Consider the following 17127-nt stretch of genomic DNA (forward strand, 5'->3'; position numbering starts at 1 on the left):
CCACGAAGATCGTGCCGGCATCATGCGCGGCTTTCCGTGCCCGGTTGAGGTTGTAGAGCGTCGTCCCCTTGTGGAAGACCGGCGTCTCCGGCGAGTTCAGGTATTTGGCCTGCACATCCTTCGCGAGCGCGCGGCCCCCGAAAGCGAAGACGCGGCCCTTCGCATCCTGGATCGGGAAGATCACCCGATCGCGAAACCTGTCATAGGGGACGGCGATATCCTCGCCCGAGACGTGCAGGCCAAGTACCTGAACTCGCCGGAGACGCCGGTCTTCCACAAGGGGGCGACGCTCTACAACCTCAACCGGGCGCGGAAAGCTGCGCATGATGCCGGCACGATCTTCGTGGTTGAAGGTTATGTCGATTGCATCGCACTCGATCGCGCGGGCCTTGCGAATGTCGTGGCCCCACTTGGCACCGCGCTGACGGAGGATCAGCTGGGCCTGATCTGGCGCATCGCGCCGGAGCCGATCCTCTGTTTTGATGGCGATAAGGCGGGCTTGCGCGCGGCGCATCGCGCGCTCGATTGCGCCGTGCCGATGATCGCGGCGGGGAAAACCCTGCGCTTCGCTTTCCTGCCGGAGGGGCTCGACCCCGACGATCTTCTGCGCTCGCGGGGCGCGGAAGCCCTGCGCGAGGCGCTCGCCAAGCCGCGCCCGCTCGTCGATGTGCTGTTCGAGCGCGAGATCGGCCGCGCCCCCGTCGAGACGCCGGAGCAGCGCGCCGATCTCGAGAAGCGGCTGTTCGGAACGGTCGCGCGCATCGCGGATGACGATTTGAAGCGCCATTATCGCGACGCCATGTCGGATCGCCTGCGCGCGCTTTTCCGCCCGCAGCGAGAGCGGATGCCCTATCGCGAGGGGCAGCGGGGCGCGCGCGGGCCGGGCAACCGGCGCGGCGGATTGGGCTTTGGCAGCGGCTTTGGCGCTGAGATGCCGCTGGTGGCATCAGAGGGCCTCAGGCGCAATGCCTTGTTCCGCCCCACCTCGGCGCTGCAGCCGCGCGAGGCGGCTCTGGTGCTGGCGGCGGTTCATCACCCTGAATTGATCGAGACAGAGGCCGAGGCCATCGCCGAACTGGTGCTGGCCTCCCCGGAGGCGCGCACCATCCGTGGCGCGCTGCTCGATCTTGCGGCAAGCGGGGAGGGCGGCGATTTCGCAGGCTGCCTGATGGCCCGGGGTTTCGCGGAACCGTTGCGTGCTCTGGAGCTTGCGGCGAAAACCGAAGGCTGGACGCAACCCGGAACGGTTTTTTCTCGCGTACTGACCGCCTGGAGAGAGGCTTCCCACTTGCATGAGCGCCAATCCTTTCTACATAGCGAGATCGAGGCTGTTGCCCGTGAAGTCGCCGAAGACGGGGGTGAGGAGCGATTCGAGCGTCTCAAGGCGCTTGTCCGGCGGCGCGCGGCGCAACTGGATCCGGAAAAAGGGCTCGGGGATTGATGGCAATCGCATCTTCAGGCGAAGTCTGTGCGGCTTTGCATGAGAAGAGGCGGATGGAAAGAACCAGGATCAAGTTCGGAAAACGCCGTTTTGCCGAGTTTGATCCGGGAGCGGGGGGAACGCCCGGCACGCGAGGCGTGCGAAGCGTTTTCTCGCCGGGGCGAGAATGGGGAATTCGGACGAGGCTCGAATCCGCTTTTTCGCACCTTGGATAAGAGGTCGTTAAACTGCTTCGGCATAATCGCCTGGGGGCTCTCGCCTTCTGGTCCGAGGCGATTGACGGTGAGAGATGGTAGGATGAACATCGCATGGCGACCAAACCGGTCAAGAAAGACGAGCAGGGCAACGGCACGGCAGAAACGCCCGACAGCCCGCTGATCGATGTCTCCGATCAGGCCGTCAAGCGCCTCATCAAGCTCGCGAAAAAGCGTGGCTTCGTCACTCTCGACGAGATCAACGCCGTCCTGCCGCAGGAAGAGGTGAATTCCGACCAGATCGAAGACTTCTATGCGTGGTTCAACGAGATGGGCGTGAACGTCGTCGAAACCGAAGAGGGCACGGAGGAAGAGGCGGCCGAGGCCGGTGGCGAGGACGAGGCCGAGGAGGCCGAGGAACAGGCGCCTCGCGCCACGGCCGTGGTGAAATCCGAGCGATCTTCCGAGCCGCTCGACCGCACGGATGACCCCGTGCGTATGTATCTGCGCGAGATGGGCGCGGTGGAGCTTCTCTCCCGCGAGGGCGAGATCGCCATCGCGAAGCGCATCGAGGCCGGCCGCGAGGCGATGATCGCGGGCTTGTGCGAAAGCCCGCTCACCTTCCAGGCCATCATCATCTGGCATGAGGAACTCGAGCAGGGCAAAACCCTGCTGCGCGAGATCATCGATCTCGAAGCCACCTATGCTGGCCCGGATGGCAAGGGCGCGCCGAAGGTCGATGCACCGGCCGATGATTTCGTCGAGCCGCCCATAGCGCGCGCACTGAACGAGGACGGCGACGAGGTCCCTGCCCCGGAGCCTGAGCCCGAGAGCTTCGATGATGAATTCGAAGGCGGTGTCTCGCTCTCCGCGATGGAAGCGGAACTGAAGCCCAAGGTGCTCGAAACTTTTGGCCGCGTGGCCTCGAACTACAAGAAGCTGCGCCGCCTGCAGGATCAGGACATCGAGAACAAGCTTCAATCGACCAAGCTCACCCCCGCCCAAGAGCGCAAGTACAAATCGCTCAAGGATGAGATCATCACCGATGTGAAGTCGCTGTCGCTCAACCAGAACCGCATCGATGCGCTGGTGGAGCAGCTCTACGACATCAACAAGCGGCTGATCGGGCTGGAAGCGCGCCTCGTCCGCCTTGGCGACAGCTACGGAATTGATCGCATGGAGTTCCTCAGGAGCTATCAGGGCTCGGAACTCGATCCGAAATGGCTTTTGCGCGTCTCCAAGTTCACCACGCGCGGCTGGAAGGATTTTGTCGGCAAGGAACTCGAGCGCATCAAGGACATGCGCGGCGAGATCCAGGCGCTTGCGAGCGAAACCGGCCTCGAAATCGGCGAATTCCGCCGCATCGTCCAGATGGTGCAGAAGGGCGAGCGCGAGGCACGGCAGGCCAAGAAGGAGATGGTGGAGGCGAACCTGCGCCTCGTCATTTCCATCGCCAAGAAATACACGAATCGCGGCCTGCAATTCCTGGATCTCATCCAGGAGGGCAACATTGGCCTGATGAAGGCGGTCGACAAGTTCGAGTATCGCCGCGGCTACAAGTTTTCGACCTATGCCACCTGGTGGATCCGGCAGGCAATCACGCGCTCCATCGCCGATCAGGCCCGCACGATTCGCATCCCCGTGCACATGATCGAGACGATCAACAAGATCGTGCGCACCTCGCGCCAGATGCTCCACGAGATCGGCCGCGAGCCGACACCGGAAGAACTGGCCGAGAAGCTCGCCATGCCGCTCGAAAAGGTGCGCAAGGTGCTGAAGATCGCCAAGGAACCGATCTCCCTCGAAACCCCGATCGGCGACGAGGAGGATTCCCATCTCGGCGATTTCATCGAGGACAAGAACGCGATCCTGCCGATCGACGCGGCGATCCAGAGCAATCTGCGCGAAACCACCACACGTGTTCTCGCCTCGCTCACCCCGCGCGAGGAGCGCGTGCTGCGCATGCGCTTCGGCATCGGCATGAATACCGATCACACGCTCGAGGAAGTGGGGCAGCAATTCTCGGTGACCCGCGAGCGCATCCGCCAGATCGAGGCGAAGGCGCTCCGCAAGCTGAAGCATCCGAGCCGCTCACGGAAGCTCAGGAGCTTCCTCGACAATTGAACTCAGTCGTGAAAACCTGATGGCTCGTCGATGCCATCAGGAGTTCCCATGACGATCGAGTTCTGGATCACCACCTTCATCGTCGTGGCGTCGCCGGGCACGGGTGCGGTTTACACCATTGCCACGGGCCTCGGTCGAGGCGGACAGGCCAGCGTGCTCGCGGCTTTTGCCTGCACGCTCGGCATCATCCCGCATCTCGCCGCCGCGATGATGGGCCTCGCGGCCCTGCTGCATGCCTCGGCGCTGCTGTTCGATCTCGTGAAATATGCGGGTGTTGCCTATCTGCTCTGGATGGCCTGGCAGATCCTGCGCGAGAAAGGCGCGATGCGAATCAGCGGCGAAGACACCGAACGCTCGGCCCGCCGGGTGATCATCGATGGCATCGCGCTGAACCTGCTCAATCCCAAGCTCTCGATCTTCTTCGTGGCCTTCCTGCCGCAATTCATGTCGAAAGATGCGATGCATCCGATTCTGGAGATGCTCGCGCTTTCGGGCGTGTTCATGGGTATGACCTTCGTCATATTCGCGCTTTACGGGCTGTTTGCGGCGGCGATGCGCGATCATGTCATCACGCGTCCCGCCGTGATGGCCTGGCTGCGACGCGGCTTCGCGGCGGCCTTCGCGGCGCTCGGCGCGCGCCTTGCGGTGCAGGAGCGCTGAGGGAGCAAGACGACCATGTCCGAGACCATCCGCCGCCTGGCCGAGAAGCTCATCTCTGAGGGCGCGGAGGATCTGCCCCCGCGTGAAAGAGGGGCGCTGGAACGCATTGCCCAGCGCCTCTCCGCGACGCAAAACTGGAGCGCGGATTACGAGCGCCTGACCATCGGCCAGCGCCTGGCCGATCAGGTCGCCTATTGGGGTGGCTCCTGGCCCTTCATCTTCGGCTTCGGCGCGCTGATGGCGATCTGGATGGGCGCGAATGTAGTGGCCGCCTCGCAAGCCTTCGATCCCTATCCCTTCATCCTCCTGAACCTCGTGCTCTCCACCCTCGCGGCCATCCAGGCCCCGATCATCATGATGAGCCAGAACCGGCAGGCCTCGCGTGATCGGCTGCAGGCGCTCCACGATTACGAGGTGAATCTCAAGGCGGAACTGGAAATCATGGCCCTGCACGAGAAACTCGATCGCGCGCGTATCGAGGAACTGGGCGATGCCATCCGACGCATCGAGACGAAGTTGGAAATGTCGCAGCCACCGCTGCAAGAGGAAACGCCCGGAAGGAGGCTTCCGGGCGCCTGAGAGGGAAGAACGACTGCTCAGCCCTGCTTGGGAGAACGATCTTCTTCAGTCCGTTCCGGAGGCGCGTTGCGGCGGTCAGCCATGAACTGGTCGAACTCGGCCTTGTCCTTGGCGAGGCGCAGCCGCTCGAGGAAGTCCTTGAACTCGCGCGCCTCATCTTCCAGCCGGCGAATGGTCTCGGTGCGATATTCGTCGAAGGCGCGGTTTCCGGTCGGCGCGAAGCTCTGCCCGCCGCCATTTCCACCCCACAAGCTATGGCGCATCTCGTTCCAGCGTTCCATCTTCATCTGCATCTTGTCCATCTTGCGCTGCCAGCGCGCCTCCGAATTGCCACCCCAGGTGGAATTGTAATTGCAGCCCATGCGTCCGCTCCAGATCATGTAGAAAAGGATCGCGAGCCCCACGGGCCAGAACAGCACGAAGCCCAGGACCATCGCGGCAATCCAGCCGCCGCGTCCATAGCCATCCAGCCTTTCGACCATCGCAGTCATTCGTCGCTCTCCATCAATGGGCCATCAGCGCCCGGGTTCATGTTCCATCAGATGTGAATGTAAATCACATTTACATATGTGGCAGGTAATTCTGCCAAGTCAAGACCGGGAGGATGAAATCTTGGAAAGGTGGCGGAAAGACGCCTGAATTCAGCTCTTTGCGGCCAGCTTCAGGCCGTCGAAATAGATGAGGACCGAAGCCTCCAGCAGGTCTTCCGGGCTCATCGGCACGGGGCGGCGTGCCGCATCGCCGCGCGCGAAGAGGCTCGCGATGCCGTGGCTCTGCGCCCAGATATGCAGCGCCACCATCAGGGCCGGCGGTTTTTTCGTGCCGGGCATCGAGGCGATCACTGCCTCGCAGGCCTCGCGCAGAACGGCGAAGGCCTGTTCCGAGGCGGCGTGCAAAGCGGGGTGGTTCGCGAAGGAGAGGCCGCTCTCGAACATCGCGGAATAGGTTGCGGGCTCCTCCCGCGCGAAGGCGAGATAGGCGCGGCCCACGCGCTGGAAGGCCTCGCCCGGGTTCGGCTTGCCGCCATCCCACGCGCTGCGCAGGCGGGCGGCGAAGCTTTCGAAGCCGCGCCGGGCGATATCCGCCATCATCTCGTCGCGGTCGCGGAAATGCCGGTAGGGTGCTGCCGGGGAAACGCCCGCGGCGCGCGCGGCCTCAGCTACGGTGAAACCTGCCGGGCCCTTCTCGCCGATGAGGCGCAGGGCGGCCTCGATCAGCGCCTCGCGCAGATTGCCGTGGTGATAGCCGCGCTTCCTGGAAGGATCGGAATCCCAGTTCATGCCCGCGAGCTTATCAGGCATCTGGCCTCAGGGCGCAACGGGGCTGGTCGGCTGACCCCCCCCCCGCCAGCCGCTTGCGCTCGGCGAGATGGGCAGCGGCATCCACCACGGTCTTGATGATGACCAGAACCACGAGACCCCAGACCGGCGCGCCGAGCAGGGCGATCGCGCCTGCGCCGGCGAGGATGGTGAAGTGCAGCACCACCACGCGCCGATAGGGCGCAAACATCAGGCTGCCGGCATCCACCCGCTTCCATTCGCCGCTCCCGAGGAAATTCACCAGGAACGATACGCCATGGCTCGCGATCATCCCCGCGGCTGCCCACCAAAGCGCCGGATCGGCCTCGATCAGCCGACCCATCAGCGTGAAGGCCGCGAGCGGCGAGGCCTCGATCTTCCCGCCGGGGATCGGCTGGTCATGCCCGAAAATGCCCATCACGAAGAGGCCTTGCACGGCGCAGAACAGCCCGTAATGCACGATGAAGAAGGGGATCAGGAACAGCGCGCCCCATTGCCCGCGCAGCAATTGCGTCGCCATGCGTGGCACGTTCCAGGCACCGATGATCACGTTCTCGAGCCAGAACAGGCTCATCACGATGAACACGCTCCAGTCGGAGAACAGCACGCCGAAAAGTGGTAGCAGGTTCGCCGCCACAAGCATGGCGAGCGAGACGCGGACGTAAGAGGGGCCGGGCAAGAGAAGCATCCATGCATGCTAGTCTATTCCGCCTTTCCCATTCATTGGCGCGGATCATGAACCCATTCGCTTTTCGTATTTGACCGCCGCAGCCGTTCCAGCCACCTTGAACGCCATGATTGCCAACTCTGCCTCGCGACCCGACAGTTCCTATGCGTGGCTGAGACTCGTGCTCGCGCTTGGCATCTCCACCATTGCCGGCGTGGGCATGTGGGCGGTGGTCGTGGTCTTGCCCGACATCCAGAGTGAGTTCGGGGTGGCGCGGGGTGCGGCCTCGCTGCCTTACACGGTGATGATGCTCGGCTTCGCCTTCGGCACCATCGTGCTGGGGCAGATGTCAGATCGCACGGGCATCGTGGTGCCGATCATCATTGCGGGCGTCTCGCTGGGCCTGGGCTTCGGGCTCGCCGCGCTGGCACCCAGCCTGCTGATGGTCTCGCTGCTGCATTTCCTCGTGGGCATGGGCTCAGGCGCGGGCTTCGCGCCGATGATGGCGGATATCTCGCACTGGTTCGTGAAGCGCCGGGGCGTGGCGGTGGTGATCATCGCGAGCGGGAATTACCTCGCCGGCAGCATCTGGCCGCTCTTCATGAACCAGCTCATGCCGAGCCAGGGCTGGCGCGGCACCTATCTCGCCATCGCCGCGATCTGCGTTGTCACCATCCTGCCGCTGGCCTTCCTGATGCGCCGGCGGCCGGAGAAGACCGCGCTTGATGCCGCGACCGAGGCCGCCGCCGCCGCGCAGGCCGATCTCGGCCTTTCCCCGCGCGCCTTGCAGATGCTGCTCGTTGTTGCGGCTTTCTCCTGCTGCGTGGCGATGAGCATGCCGCAGGTGCATATCGTGGCTTATTGCGGCGATCTTGGCTACGGCGTCGCGCGTGGCGCGGAGATGCTCTCGCTGATGCTCTTCCTCGGCATCGCCTCGCGCATCGGCTCGGGTTTTCTCGCGGATCGCATTGGCGGCGCGGCGACGCTGCTGATCGGTTCGATCATGCAGGGCGTGGCGCTCGTGCTCTATCTTTTCTTCAATGGGCTCGCCTCGCTTTATATCATTTCCGGCATTTTCGGGCTGTTCCAGGGCGGCATCGTGCCGATGTATGCGGTGATCTGCCGGGAATTCCTTCCCGCGCGCGAAGCGGGCAGCCGCATCGGCCTCGTGATGGCCTCGACCATTATCGGCATGGCCTTCGGTGGCTATGTTTCCGGGCTGATCTTTGACGCAACGAATTCCTATCGCCTCGCCTTCCTCAATGGCGTGATCTGGAACGGGCTGAACCTGCTCGTGGTCGCCTGGCTCTTCCTGAAGCGCCAGAAGGCGATGCCTCAGCCCGCTTGACCCGCGCCCACATCCGGCCCACCTGCATGAAAAACCGAACAGGAGGCGCCCATGCTCAAGACCACGCTTGCCGGATCCTTGCCGAAGCCGCGATGGCTCGCGGAGGAGGAGAAGCTCTGGGCCGGGTGGAAGCTCGCGGGCGATGATCTCGCCGAGGGCAAGCGCGACGCCACCATCCTCGCGGTGAAGCTGCAGGAGGAGGCGGGCCTCGACATCGTGGGTGATGGCGAGCAGGCGCGACAGCATTTCGTGCATGGGTTCCTGGCCAATCTCGAGGGCATCGACTGGGAAAAGAAGACCCGCATGGGCATCCGCAACAACCGCTACGAGGCGGATGTGCCCACGGTCACCGGCCCCATCCGCCGCAAGGGTTCCGTGCACCGCATGGAGGCCGAGGCCGCCCGCGCCAACACCACCCGCCAGTTGAAATTCACGCTGCCGGGCCCGATGACCATCGTCGATACCATTGCCGATGCGCATTACGGCCGCCGCGAGGATCTCGCTTTCGCCTTCGCCGAGGCTCTGAACGAGGAGGCGCTCGAATTGCAGGCTTTGGGCGTGGATGTCGTGCAGTTCGATGAACCGGCCTGGAACGTCTACATGCCGCAGGTGGCGGAATGGGGCATGGCAGCGCTCGAGCGCGCCGCCAAGGGCCTCACCTGCACCACCGCCGTGCATATCTGCTACGGCTACGGCATCAAGGCCAATATCGACTGGAAGGCGACACTCGGCGGCTCCTGGCGCCATTACGAGGAGACCTTCCCGGTCATCGCGCGCTCCTCCATCCGGCAGGTGAGCCTGGAGTGCCGGAACTCCCGGGTCCCGATGGACTTGATCAAGCTGCTCGACGGCAAGGATGTTCTCGTCGGCTGCATCGATGTCGCCTCGAATGACATCGAAACGCCAGAGCAGGTGGCCGCCACCATCCGCGAGGCCATGAAGTTTGTGGCACCCGAGAAGCTTTTCCCCTGCACGAATTGCGGCATGGCCCCGATGTCACGCAATGTCGCTTACGGAAAGCTCGCGAGCCTTGCGCAGGGCGCGAAAATCGTTTGCGATGAACTGAGACGCTGACGCTTCCCCAGGGGTTGCCGCATGACCGACACCCAGACGCCGCGCGGGCAACTTACGCTCCGAACCATCGCCATGCCGGCGGATACCAATGCCAATGGCGATATTTTCGGCGGCTGGGTGATGGCCCGGATGGACCAGGCCGGCGGCATTGCGGGTGTCGAGCGCACCAAGGGCCGCGTGGTGACGGTGAAGGTCGATTCCATGACCTTCATCCGCCCCATGAAGGTGGGCGACGTGCTTTGCGTTTATACGGAAATCGGGCGCGTCGGCCGCACGTCCTTCCAGATCCACGTGGAAGCCTGGGCGCAGCGCTTCATGACCCAGCGGATGGAACTGGTCACCGATGCCGATTTCACCTTCGTTGCCATCGACGATGCCGGCAAGCCGAGGCCCGTCCCGCCGGCCTGATCACGCCCGGTTGTAGTTGAAGCTCACCGAGATGCGCTCATCCTCCGAGCGGTTCATCGGCACGTCGTGGCGCAGGAAACTTTCCCAGAGCAGCAGGGTGCCCGCCTCGGGCTGCAGCGAAACGAAGCTCTGGTTTTCGCGCGCGGCCTTCTTCTTGCGCGGGGGATGCGCCATCATCATCGCGTGGCGCGGGTCCTCGAAGCGGATGGCGCTCGCGCCCTTGGGGATCGCCGCGTAGAACGTGCCGGATATCACCGAGTTCGGGTGGATATGGGCGGCGTGAAAGCCGCCCTCGGGCAGCACGTTCACCCAATAGGAATCCATGGCGAGCCTGCCTCCGCCGAGATCGAATTCCAGCGTCTTGGCGAAGGCCTTCACATGCCCGTCGATGAGCTTCGCCAGCGCCTTGAAGGCGGCGAAGCGCCAGGGCAGGTCATCCAGCGAGGCATAGGAGGTGTAGCCGGGATAACCGTTTTCGCGGCACCATTTCTGGCCCGCCGCGTCATCCACGCTCAGCACTTCCGCCGCCGCGACGATTTCCGCCAGCAATTCTGCATCCGCGATCTGCGCGCGGTAGATGCGCGTGGGGAAAAGGGTGAGGATTTCGGAAGGCGCGTCGCTCATGCCCGGTCCCTGGAGCCGCAGGCCGCCCAGGCCGCCTGCGCATCGGTTTCCACGGCGCCGGGGCGCGCCTTGCGCACGATTTCCAGTGCCGTCTCCGGCGGGGTGCCCTGCTCGGTCAGCACCCGCATCGCCACCATGCCGGAGCGGCCCTTGCCGCCCATGCAATGGAGGAGAACGGCACCGCCTTGGCTCAAGGTCCGCTGCAGGGTTTCGGAGAGGGGCTTCCAGCGCGCGTCGTCATCGGCGGGCGCGCTGAAATCCGGCACCGCGAAGGCGTGATGCGGGATGCCGTGCTGCGCTAGCTCCTGCGGGAGTTCATCCGCCCCGTGCCGGGCCATCTCTGCGGCCTCGGTCATGGAAACGACGAGGTTCGCCCCCCAGCGCGCGATGGCCTCCACATCCGCCGCGAGCTGGCCGGTGCGGCCCGGCAGGCGGGCAATGCCCAGCCGGCCACCGCCGGCGAGTTCGATCTCTGCGATCGCGAAAGGTTCCGGTTCTTCGTGGTTCATGAAGGGGAGGGCGCGGTTAGTTGCCGTTGCCTTCCGGATTACGCACGAGTTCGGCCTGAGGCAAGGCATTGGGTGATTCGGGTTCGGCGGTCGCGGTCATCGGTGCAGCGGCCGGAACCGGACCTGCCGGATTGGCATCGCCGCCCAGTCGCTCGATGGTCACGCGGGTTTTGCCCTGGCCCACGAAGCCGAGCGCGCGTGCGGCACCATGCGAAACATCGATGATGCGCCCACGCACGAAAGGCCCGCGATCGGTGATTCGCAGGACCACGGCCTTGCCATTGGAATGATTGGTGACTTTCACCCGCAAGCCGAAGGGGAGGCTCCGATGCGCGGCCGTCATGCCATCGGGCCGGAAGACTTCACCGGAAGCGGTGCGGCGCCCCGCAAGTTCTCGGCCATAGAAGCTGGCATGGCCACTCTCGGCCAGCACGGCCGAGCCGGAAAGGAGGAGGAAAGCCGTGGCGGGGCCGGTGAGGCGAAGAGCCGATGAAGAGAAGGAACCCGTGCGATGCACGGCGCGAATCCCGCCATGCGGGAAGGATCTGAGGAGCTTTTTCATCCGAGCCGTTATATGCTGCAATGCAGCAAAAATGCGGCGAGGCGACTCGCGCCCGGCAGAAGGGCTTGAAACGCGGGCCGCAACTGCGCAAAGAACGATGGCATCGGGGGTGTCGCCAAGCGGTCAAGGCCGGCTGCTCATAACAGTCTTATCGCAGGTTCGAATCCTGCCACCCCCACCATCTGGCGATCGCCGGGTGAGCATGATCCGGAGGCGATCGGCCAGGTGAAAGATCGCTCGCGCCCAACTTCGCTGCCCTCGGCGGCTCCGCATGGGTGGGCCGGTGGAGCACCTTTGCGGCCCTCGTTCCGGCTTGTCGCCGACAGCGCCTGGAAAGCTGGCGCGGTCAACTGTTTTTTGCATCAGCCTGCCCGGCGGGGATGCATTCTGCCCAGCGCACGGCGCAAAACACTTCAAGCTTGAAACCTCCCCCTCGACAGAGGCGGCAAATCCCTTACTCTGCTCTCGTCCGCCTCCGGGAGAGAGGCGATGGGAACAACAGGGAGTTCGGCGAACCATGTCTCGCAAGCTGTTTCTGGGTCTGGCAATGGCGGGCCTCGCGGCCCTGCCGGCCGTCGCGCAAGCGCCGCTGAAGATCGGCATGATTACCACGCTTTCCGGCCCGGGCGGCTATCTCGGGCAGGATATCCGCGATGCCATGGCGCTCGCGATCCAGCAGGAGGGCGGCAAGCTCGGTGGCGTTCCGGTGGAACTCGTCGTCGAGGATGACGCGCTCAAGCCCGGCCAGGGCAAGCAGATCGCCGAGAAGTTCCTGAAGAACGACGGCATCCGGCTCTTCACGGGCATCGTCTTCTCGAATGTCGCTGGCGCTGCGGTTCCGGACATCCTCGATGCCGGCGCGATCTATGTCAGCCCCAATGCCGGCCCGTCGAACTTCGCGGGCAAGGAGTGCCACAAGGACTACTTCGTGGTCTCCTGGCAGAACGACACCCTGCACGAGAGCGCGGGCCAATATGCCACCAATCTCGGCTTCAAGAAGGCTTTCATCCTCGCCCCGAACTATCCGGCGGGCAAGGATGCGCTGGCAGGTTTCAAGCGTTTCTTCAAGGGCGAGATCGCCGGTGAGGTCTATACCCGCCTCGACCAGACCGATTACGCCGCCGAAATGGCCCAGATCCGCGCCGCGAACCCCGATGTGGTTTTCCAGTTTCATCCGGGCGGCCTCGGCATCGCCTTCCTGCGCCAGTATCAGCAGGCGGGCCTGCTCGGAAAGCTGCCGATGGTGCTCGCCTCGCCCTCGCTCGACAGCGTGATCCTCAAGGCCGTGGGTGAGGCGGCGATGGGCGTGCATGTCACCAGCCACTGGAATGCCGATCTCGACAATCCGGCCAACAAGGCCTTCGTCGAGGCTTTCCAGAAGGCCTATAACCGCATCCCCACCAACTACGCCGCGCAGGGCTATGACACGGCGCTCGCCATCGCCTCGGCGCTTCGCCAGACCGGCGGCAAGGTCGATAACACCGAAGCTTTCCGGCAGGCGATGCTCAAGGCCGATTTCAAGGCCACGCGGGGCGGCTTCAAGTTCGGCCCCAACCAGCACCCGGTGCAGGATTGGTACGCGCTGGGCGTCGAGAAGGGCGCGGATGGCGTGCTGAGGCTCGTCTCCAAAGGCAAGGTGATGACCAGCCAGGGCGATTTCTACGCCAAGGATTGCAAGCTCTGAGTCCTGAAATCCGGCAACGAGGCGGGGACATGCGCCCCGCCTTTTCTGTGACCACGCGGGAGATCCCGGCTTGGCCCTCATCCTCGAACAGCTGCTGAACGGCCTGCAACTGGGCGTCACCCTGTTCCTGCTCGCGGCGGGGCTGACGCTCGTATTCGGCATCATGGGGGTCATCAACCTCGCCCATGGCTCGCTCTACATGATCGGGGCCTATGCCGGCGCGATTGTTGCCGCGAAGACCGGCTCCTTCGCGCTGGCCTTCCTCGGCGGCCTCGCGGCGGCGGGCATCGCCGGCATGCTGATCGAATTGCTGGTACTGCGCAAACTCTATGCCCGCGACCATCTCGACCAGGTTCTCGCGACCTTCGCGCTGATCCTCACCATCAACCAGTCGGTGGTGATCCTGTTCGGGCGCCGACCCCTGTTCGTGGATATCCCGCCTTTGCTCAATGGCTCGGTCTCGCTGGGGCTTTTCAACTATCCGGTCTATCGCCTCGCGATCATCGTGGTTGGCCTTGTCGTGGCGGTGGCGCTTGCCCTGTTCATCACCCGCACGCGCATCGGCATGCTGGTGCGCGCGGGCGCCACGCATCGCGACATGGTGCGCGCGCTGGGTGTCGATATCCGCATGCTCTACACGGTGATCTTTGGCCTCGGCGCGCTGCTGGCAGGCCTTGCGGGCGTGATGGCCGGGCCGCTTCTCGCCGTGCAGGTTGGCATGGGCGAGCAGATCCTCATCCTCACCTTCGTCGTGGTGGTGATCGGCGGGCTCGGCTCCGTGCGGGGTGCCTTCTTCGGCGCGCTGCTGGTGGGCATGGTCGATACGTCGATGCGCGCCTTCCTGCCCGGCCTGTTCCGGCAGCTGATGTCCGGCCCGGAAGCGGATGCCCTCGGCGCGGGGCTGGCCTCGATGGGGGTCTACCTGCTGATGGCGCTCGTATTGCTGATCCGGCCCAAGGGATTGTTCCCCGCAAATGCCTGAGCGCCGGATTTCCCCTCTCCACTGGGCGATGTTCGCGGCAGCACTTGCGCTGCTGATTGCGCTGCCCTTCCTCGCGAAAGCCTTCGGAAGCCCGGCGAGCATCGGCCTCGCGACGCGCATCCTGATCTATGCGATTGCCGCCGCGAGCCTCAATCTCGCGCTCGGCTATGGCGGGATGGTGAGCTTCGGCCATGCCGCTTTCTTCGGGCTCGGCGCCTATGTCACGGGCATCCTCTACCACCATTTCATTTCCGGTGATCCGCTTTTCGGCGTCATCACCGGGTCGAACGCGCTGCTGGTGACCATGCCTGCGGCGATCCTCGTGACGGGTGTGATGGCGGCCCTCATCGGCGCGCTCTCGCTGCGCACCTCCGGCGTGCAATTCATCATGATCACGCTGGCTTTCGCCCAGATGCTGTTCTTCTTCTTTGCGGCGCTCAAGATTTATGGCGGCGACGATGGCCTCATCATCCGGCGGCGCAACACATTGTTCGACCTCAACATGCGGGATGACACGACCTTCTATTTCCTCTGCCTCGGGTTGACCCTCGTGGTGTTCTTCCTGAAAGCGCGCATCGTCGGCTCGCGCTTCGGCCGCGTGCTCGAGGGCATCCGCCAGAACGAGCGGCGCATGCAGATCTTCGGCCTCTCGCCTTACGCCTACAAGCTCGCGGCCTTCACGATTTCGGGCATGGGCGCGGGGCTCGCGGGCGCGCTGATGGCGAATTACCTGCGCTTCGTGAGCCCCGACATGCTGCACTGGACCAAGTCCGGCGAGCTGATGATCATGGTCATCCTCGGCGGCGTGGGCACCTTGTTCGGGCCTCTTTTCGGTGCGGGCGCGCTGGTGCTGCTGGAAACGCTGCTCGCGGGCTGGACCGAGCATTGGCAGATCGTGCTGGGGCCGATCCTGCTCGCCATCGTGCTGTTCCGGAGTGATGCGCGCGCACTCCTTGCGAAGGCGTTCGGGAGGGGTTCATGAGCACGCTCGAAATCCGCGGCCTCGTGAAGCGCTTCGGCGGCGTGCTCGCGACCGACCATGTCGATCTCGCGCTCGAACCCGGCGAAATCCACGCGCTGATCGGACCCAACGGCGCGGGCAAGACCACGCTGATCGGCCAGATCATGGGTGAGATCCGCCCGGACGAGGGGCATGTGTTTCTCGACGGTCGCGAGGTAACCCACCTCAAACCACGTGAGCGGGTGAGGCTCGGCCTCTCGCGCAGCTTCCAGATCGTGGAATTGCTGCCCGAATTCACGCTCGCCGAGAACCTCGCGCTGGCGATCCAGACCCGCGACGGCCATTCCTTCCGATTCTGGGGCAGGGCCTCGGCGGATCGGAAAATCGCCGCGGAAGTGAGCCAGCGCCTGGCGGAAGCGGGCCTGGCACCCCGCGCGAACATGCGCGTCTCCGCCCTCAGCCATGGCGAGCGGAAAGATCTCGAACTCGCGCTCGCGCTTGCCTCTGGCGCGCCGGTGCTGCTGCTCGACGAGCCGATGGCGGGTCTCGGCCCTTCGGAGAGTCATCGGATGGTGGAGCGGCTCGCGAAGCTCCGGGGCCAGAAGACCATCCTCCTCGTGGAGCACGACATGGATGCGGTCTTCGCGTTGGCCGACCGCATTTCCGTGCTGGTCTATGGTCGCGTCATCGCCTCGGGCAACGCGGAGGAAATCCGCGCGAACCCGGAGGTCCGCCGCGCCTATCTCGGCGAGGGGGCGGCGTGATGCTGGAGATCGCGGGCCTCGAGGCAGGCTATGGCCCCAACCCCGTTTTGTTCGGGGTGGACCTCGCGATCGGGGAGGGTGAATTCGGTACGCTTCTGGGCCGCAACGGCATGGGCAAGACCACGACCATCCGCGCGCTGATGGGCCTGATCACTCCGCGCGGAGGCAGCATCCGCTTCCGCGGCGAGGCGATCGCCGGCCTGCCGCCGGAGAAGATCGCGCGGCGTGGCATCGGCCTCGTGCCGGAGGGGCGGATGGTGTTTCCCACGCTCACCGTGCGCGAGAACCTGGTCGCCACCTCGGCCAATCGCCTCGGCCTCAAGCCCGAATGGTCGCTTGAACGGATCCATGCGCTGTTTCCGCGCCTGAAGGAGCGCGAGAACCAGTTCGCCCGCACGCTCTCGGGCGGCGAGCAGCAGATGCTCGCGATCGGCCGCGCGCTGATGACCAATCCGCGCCTGCTGATCCTCGACGAGGCGACCGAAGGGCTGGCCCCCGTCATCCGCGACGAGATCTGGACCTGCCTCGCAGGGCTCAAGCGCGAGGGGCTCTCCATTCTCGTGATCGACAAGAACCTTGCGACCCTGAAAAGGCTCGCCGATCGTCACGTCGTGATCGAGAAGGGGCGCACGCTCTGGCGCGGCGATGCCGAGGCTCTGGCGCGCGAGGAGGCGCGGGTGCACGCAGCCATCGGCCTGTGACGGAGAAAGCGTGACCAATGCGGGTAATGCGTTGGTTTATTAACGGGAATTAACCTTCAATCAACGGATTGTGATCCTCGCGCCGCTTTCGCGCTGTCCAAGTCTTAAGATTGCCTTTACATTGCAATTTCGGTGTTGAGCGCAGCCATGGCAGAGGGGGATGCCATGGCGCGGGTGTTTTCGCGTTCATTGGTCTTGCTCTGAAGGGGGCTCGAGGTTCTTCATGCGCGTTGCCACGCAAATCGCCACCATTGTCGTCATCGGCGGCGGCATCGCCCTTGGATTCATGTTCCGGACCGGTCTGCTTGGTCAGTTGGTCAGCGCTCCCCCCGCGCAGCAGGCGGCCGGTGGCAATCCTTCCGCCGGCGGTCCGGGCGGTGGACCGGCGGCCGGCCCGGCTGGCGGTCGCGGCGGGCAGGGCGCGCCTGTGGTCGAAGTGGTGACACTGACAACCGGCCCGATCATCGAGATGAGCGAAGCCGTCGGCACGACCCGCGCCTATGAGAGCGTGACGATCGCCTCGAAGGTTTCCGGCATCGTCGAGAAG

The 17127-nt window shown here is 64.5% G+C and carries 19 protein-coding genes, 1 tRNA gene and 1 pseudogene; 14 read left to right on the forward strand and 7 right to left on the reverse strand.

The annotated features are described in order from the left end of the window. Positions 1–241: pseudogene (locus tag ACKODO_RS12430) on the reverse strand (DNA primase); the annotation flags it as partial. Here ACKODO_RS12430 and ACKODO_RS12435 point away from each other — a divergent pair. The 4 genes from ACKODO_RS12435 (at position 233) to ACKODO_RS12450 (ending at position 4998) form a co-directional block, all read left to right on the forward strand. Continuing rightward, positions 233–1441, forward strand: coding sequence for a toprim domain-containing protein (locus ACKODO_RS12435; RefSeq protein WP_408983753.1), 1209 nt, complete (start codon positions 233–235; stop codon positions 1439–1441). The pseudogene ACKODO_RS12430 and the gene ACKODO_RS12435 sit on opposite strands and share 9 nt — an antisense overlap. A gap of 308 nt (positions 1442–1749) precedes the next feature. Beyond that, on the forward strand, positions 1750–3759 hold the full coding sequence (gene rpoD, locus ACKODO_RS12440; RefSeq protein WP_408983754.1) for an RNA polymerase sigma factor RpoD: 2010 nt from the start codon (positions 1750–1752) through the stop codon (positions 3757–3759). A gap of 48 nt (positions 3760–3807) precedes the next feature. Then, a complete protein-coding gene (locus ACKODO_RS12445) occupies positions 3808–4419 on the forward strand; it encodes a LysE family translocator (RefSeq protein ID WP_408983755.1) in 612 nt (203 codons plus the stop codon). A gap of 15 nt (positions 4420–4434) precedes the next feature. After that, positions 4435–4998 (forward strand): DUF1003 domain-containing protein, encoded by a 564-nt coding sequence (locus ACKODO_RS12450; RefSeq protein WP_408983756.1) that lies wholly within the window; start codon positions 4435–4437, stop codon positions 4996–4998. Positions 4999–5015: 17 nt separating this feature from the next. On the opposite strand, the gene ACKODO_RS12455 is transcribed toward ACKODO_RS12450, so the two are convergent. From ACKODO_RS12455 to ACKODO_RS12465, 3 genes are all read right to left on the reverse strand, one after another. Next, a complete protein-coding gene (locus ACKODO_RS12455; RefSeq protein ID WP_408983757.1) occupies positions 5016–5489 on the reverse strand; it encodes a DUF2852 domain-containing protein in 474 nt (157 codons plus the stop codon). A 150-nt stretch (positions 5490–5639) separates the two neighbouring features. After that, positions 5640–6278, reverse strand: a complete 639-nt coding sequence (locus ACKODO_RS12460) for a TetR/AcrR family transcriptional regulator (protein WP_408983771.1) — start codon at positions 6276–6278, stop codon at positions 5640–5642. A 13-nt stretch (positions 6279–6291) separates the two neighbouring features. Then, on the reverse strand, positions 6292–6975 hold the full coding sequence (locus tag ACKODO_RS12465; protein WP_408983758.1) for a DUF6498-containing protein: 684 nt from the start codon (positions 6973–6975) through the stop codon (positions 6292–6294). Between the two features lie 115 nt (positions 6976–7090). Between ACKODO_RS12465 and ACKODO_RS12470 the strand changes: the two genes are divergently transcribed. The 3 genes from ACKODO_RS12470 to ACKODO_RS12480 are packed head-to-tail and all read left to right on the forward strand — an operon-like array spanning position 7091 to position 9793. Continuing rightward, positions 7091–8311 (forward strand): MFS transporter, encoded by a 1221-nt coding sequence (locus ACKODO_RS12470; protein ID WP_408983759.1) that lies wholly within the window; start codon positions 7091–7093, stop codon positions 8309–8311. Between the two features lie 51 nt (positions 8312–8362). Then, the gene (locus ACKODO_RS12475; RefSeq protein WP_408983760.1) at positions 8363–9385 is read left to right on the forward strand and encodes a methionine synthase; all 1023 of its coding nucleotides are present in this window, start codon (positions 8363–8365) and stop codon (positions 9383–9385) included. A 21-nt stretch (positions 9386–9406) separates the two neighbouring features. After that, positions 9407–9793 (forward strand): acyl-CoA thioesterase, encoded by a 387-nt coding sequence (locus tag ACKODO_RS12480; RefSeq protein WP_408983761.1) that lies wholly within the window; start codon positions 9407–9409, stop codon positions 9791–9793. On the opposite strand, the gene ACKODO_RS12485 is transcribed toward ACKODO_RS12480, so the two are convergent. The 3 genes from ACKODO_RS12485 to ACKODO_RS12495 are packed head-to-tail and all read right to left on the reverse strand — an operon-like array spanning position 9794 to position 11443. Further along, positions 9794–10417, reverse strand: a complete 624-nt coding sequence (locus tag ACKODO_RS12485; protein WP_408983762.1) for a TIGR02466 family protein — start codon at positions 10415–10417, stop codon at positions 9794–9796. Further along, positions 10414–10926, reverse strand: coding sequence for a tyrosine-protein phosphatase (locus ACKODO_RS12490; RefSeq protein ID WP_408983763.1), 513 nt, complete (start codon positions 10924–10926; stop codon positions 10414–10416). Before ACKODO_RS12490 ends, ACKODO_RS12485 begins: the two co-directional genes overlap by 4 nt. A 16-nt stretch (positions 10927–10942) precedes the next feature. Continuing rightward, positions 10943–11443, reverse strand: a complete 501-nt coding sequence (locus ACKODO_RS12495; RefSeq protein ID WP_408983764.1) for a septal ring lytic transglycosylase RlpA family protein — start codon at positions 11441–11443, stop codon at positions 10943–10945. Between the two features lie 150 nt (positions 11444–11593). On the opposite strand from ACKODO_RS12495, the gene ACKODO_RS12500 reads away from it, so the two are divergent. The 7 genes from ACKODO_RS12500 to ACKODO_RS12530 all read left to right on the forward strand — a co-directional run. Beyond that, a tRNA-Ile gene (locus tag ACKODO_RS12500) sits at positions 11594–11669 on the forward strand. A 336-nt stretch (positions 11670–12005) separates the two neighbouring features. After that, the gene (locus ACKODO_RS12505; protein WP_408983765.1) at positions 12006–13172 is read left to right on the forward strand and encodes an ABC transporter substrate-binding protein; all 1167 of its coding nucleotides are present in this window, start codon (positions 12006–12008) and stop codon (positions 13170–13172) included. 70 nt (positions 13173–13242) lie between these two features. Continuing rightward, a complete protein-coding gene (locus tag ACKODO_RS12510) occupies positions 13243–14154 on the forward strand; it encodes a branched-chain amino acid ABC transporter permease (RefSeq protein ID WP_408983766.1) in 912 nt (303 codons plus the stop codon). Continuing rightward, a complete protein-coding gene (locus tag ACKODO_RS12515; protein ID WP_408983767.1) occupies positions 14147–15136 on the forward strand; it encodes a branched-chain amino acid ABC transporter permease in 990 nt (329 codons plus the stop codon). Before ACKODO_RS12510 ends, ACKODO_RS12515 begins: the two co-directional genes overlap by 8 nt. After that, positions 15133–15879: an ABC transporter ATP-binding protein gene (locus tag ACKODO_RS12520; RefSeq protein WP_408983768.1), complete on the forward strand. Its 747-nt coding sequence runs from the start codon at positions 15133–15135 to the stop codon at positions 15877–15879. The genes ACKODO_RS12515 and ACKODO_RS12520 overlap by 4 nt, the downstream gene beginning before the upstream one ends. After that, positions 15879–16580 carry an ABC transporter ATP-binding protein gene (locus ACKODO_RS12525; protein ID WP_408983769.1) on the forward strand — a complete coding sequence of 234 codons (702 nt, stop codon included), beginning with the start codon at positions 15879–15881 and terminating at the stop codon, positions 16578–16580. Before ACKODO_RS12520 ends, ACKODO_RS12525 begins: the two co-directional genes overlap by 1 nt. Positions 16581–16803: 223 nt before the next feature. Beyond that, positions 16804–17127: hypothetical protein (locus ACKODO_RS12530; protein WP_408983770.1), on the forward strand; the 324-nt coding region annotated here is incomplete at its 3' end.

Source organism: Rhabdaerophilum sp. (genome assembly GCF_046092605.1).
Taxonomy (GTDB): domain Bacteria; phylum Pseudomonadota; class Alphaproteobacteria; order Rhizobiales; family Beijerinckiaceae; genus Rhabdaerophilum.

Excerpts from the sequence above, each read along its gene's own strand:
- rpoD (WP_408983754.1), top strand. The coding sequence starts at position 1,750 with ATGGCGACCAAACCGGTCAAGAAAGACGAGCAGGGCAACGGCACGGCA.
- ACKODO_RS12445 (WP_408983755.1), top strand. The coding sequence starts at position 3,808 with ATGACGATCGAGTTCTGGATCACCACCTTCATCGTCGTGGCGTCGCCG.
- ACKODO_RS12450 (WP_408983756.1), top strand. The coding sequence starts at position 4,435 with ATGTCCGAGACCATCCGCCGCCTGGCCGAGAAGCTCATCTCTGAGGGC.
- ACKODO_RS12455 (WP_408983757.1), bottom strand. The coding sequence starts at position 5,489 with ATGACTGCGATGGTCGAAAGGCTGGATGGCTATGGACGCGGCGGCTGG.
- ACKODO_RS12460 (WP_408983771.1), bottom strand. The coding sequence starts at position 6,278 with ATGAACTGGGATTCCGATCCTTCCAGGAAGCGCGGCTATCACCACGGC.
- ACKODO_RS12470 (WP_408983759.1), top strand. The coding sequence starts at position 7,091 with ATGATTGCCAACTCTGCCTCGCGACCCGACAGTTCCTATGCGTGGCTG.
- ACKODO_RS12475 (WP_408983760.1), top strand. The coding sequence starts at position 8,363 with ATGCTCAAGACCACGCTTGCCGGATCCTTGCCGAAGCCGCGATGGCTC.
- ACKODO_RS12480 (WP_408983761.1), top strand. The coding sequence starts at position 9,407 with ATGACCGACACCCAGACGCCGCGCGGGCAACTTACGCTCCGAACCATC.
- ACKODO_RS12485 (WP_408983762.1), bottom strand. The coding sequence starts at position 10,417 with ATGAGCGACGCGCCTTCCGAAATCCTCACCCTTTTCCCCACGCGCATC.
- ACKODO_RS12490 (WP_408983763.1), bottom strand. The coding sequence starts at position 10,926 with ATGAACCACGAAGAACCGGAACCTTTCGCGATCGCAGAGATCGAACTC.
- ACKODO_RS12505 (WP_408983765.1), top strand. The coding sequence starts at position 12,006 with ATGTCTCGCAAGCTGTTTCTGGGTCTGGCAATGGCGGGCCTCGCGGCC.
- ACKODO_RS12515 (WP_408983767.1), top strand. The coding sequence starts at position 14,147 with ATGCCTGAGCGCCGGATTTCCCCTCTCCACTGGGCGATGTTCGCGGCA.
- ACKODO_RS12520 (WP_408983768.1), top strand. The coding sequence starts at position 15,133 with ATGAGCACGCTCGAAATCCGCGGCCTCGTGAAGCGCTTCGGCGGCGTG.
- ACKODO_RS12525 (WP_408983769.1), top strand. The coding sequence starts at position 15,879 with ATGCTGGAGATCGCGGGCCTCGAGGCAGGCTATGGCCCCAACCCCGTT.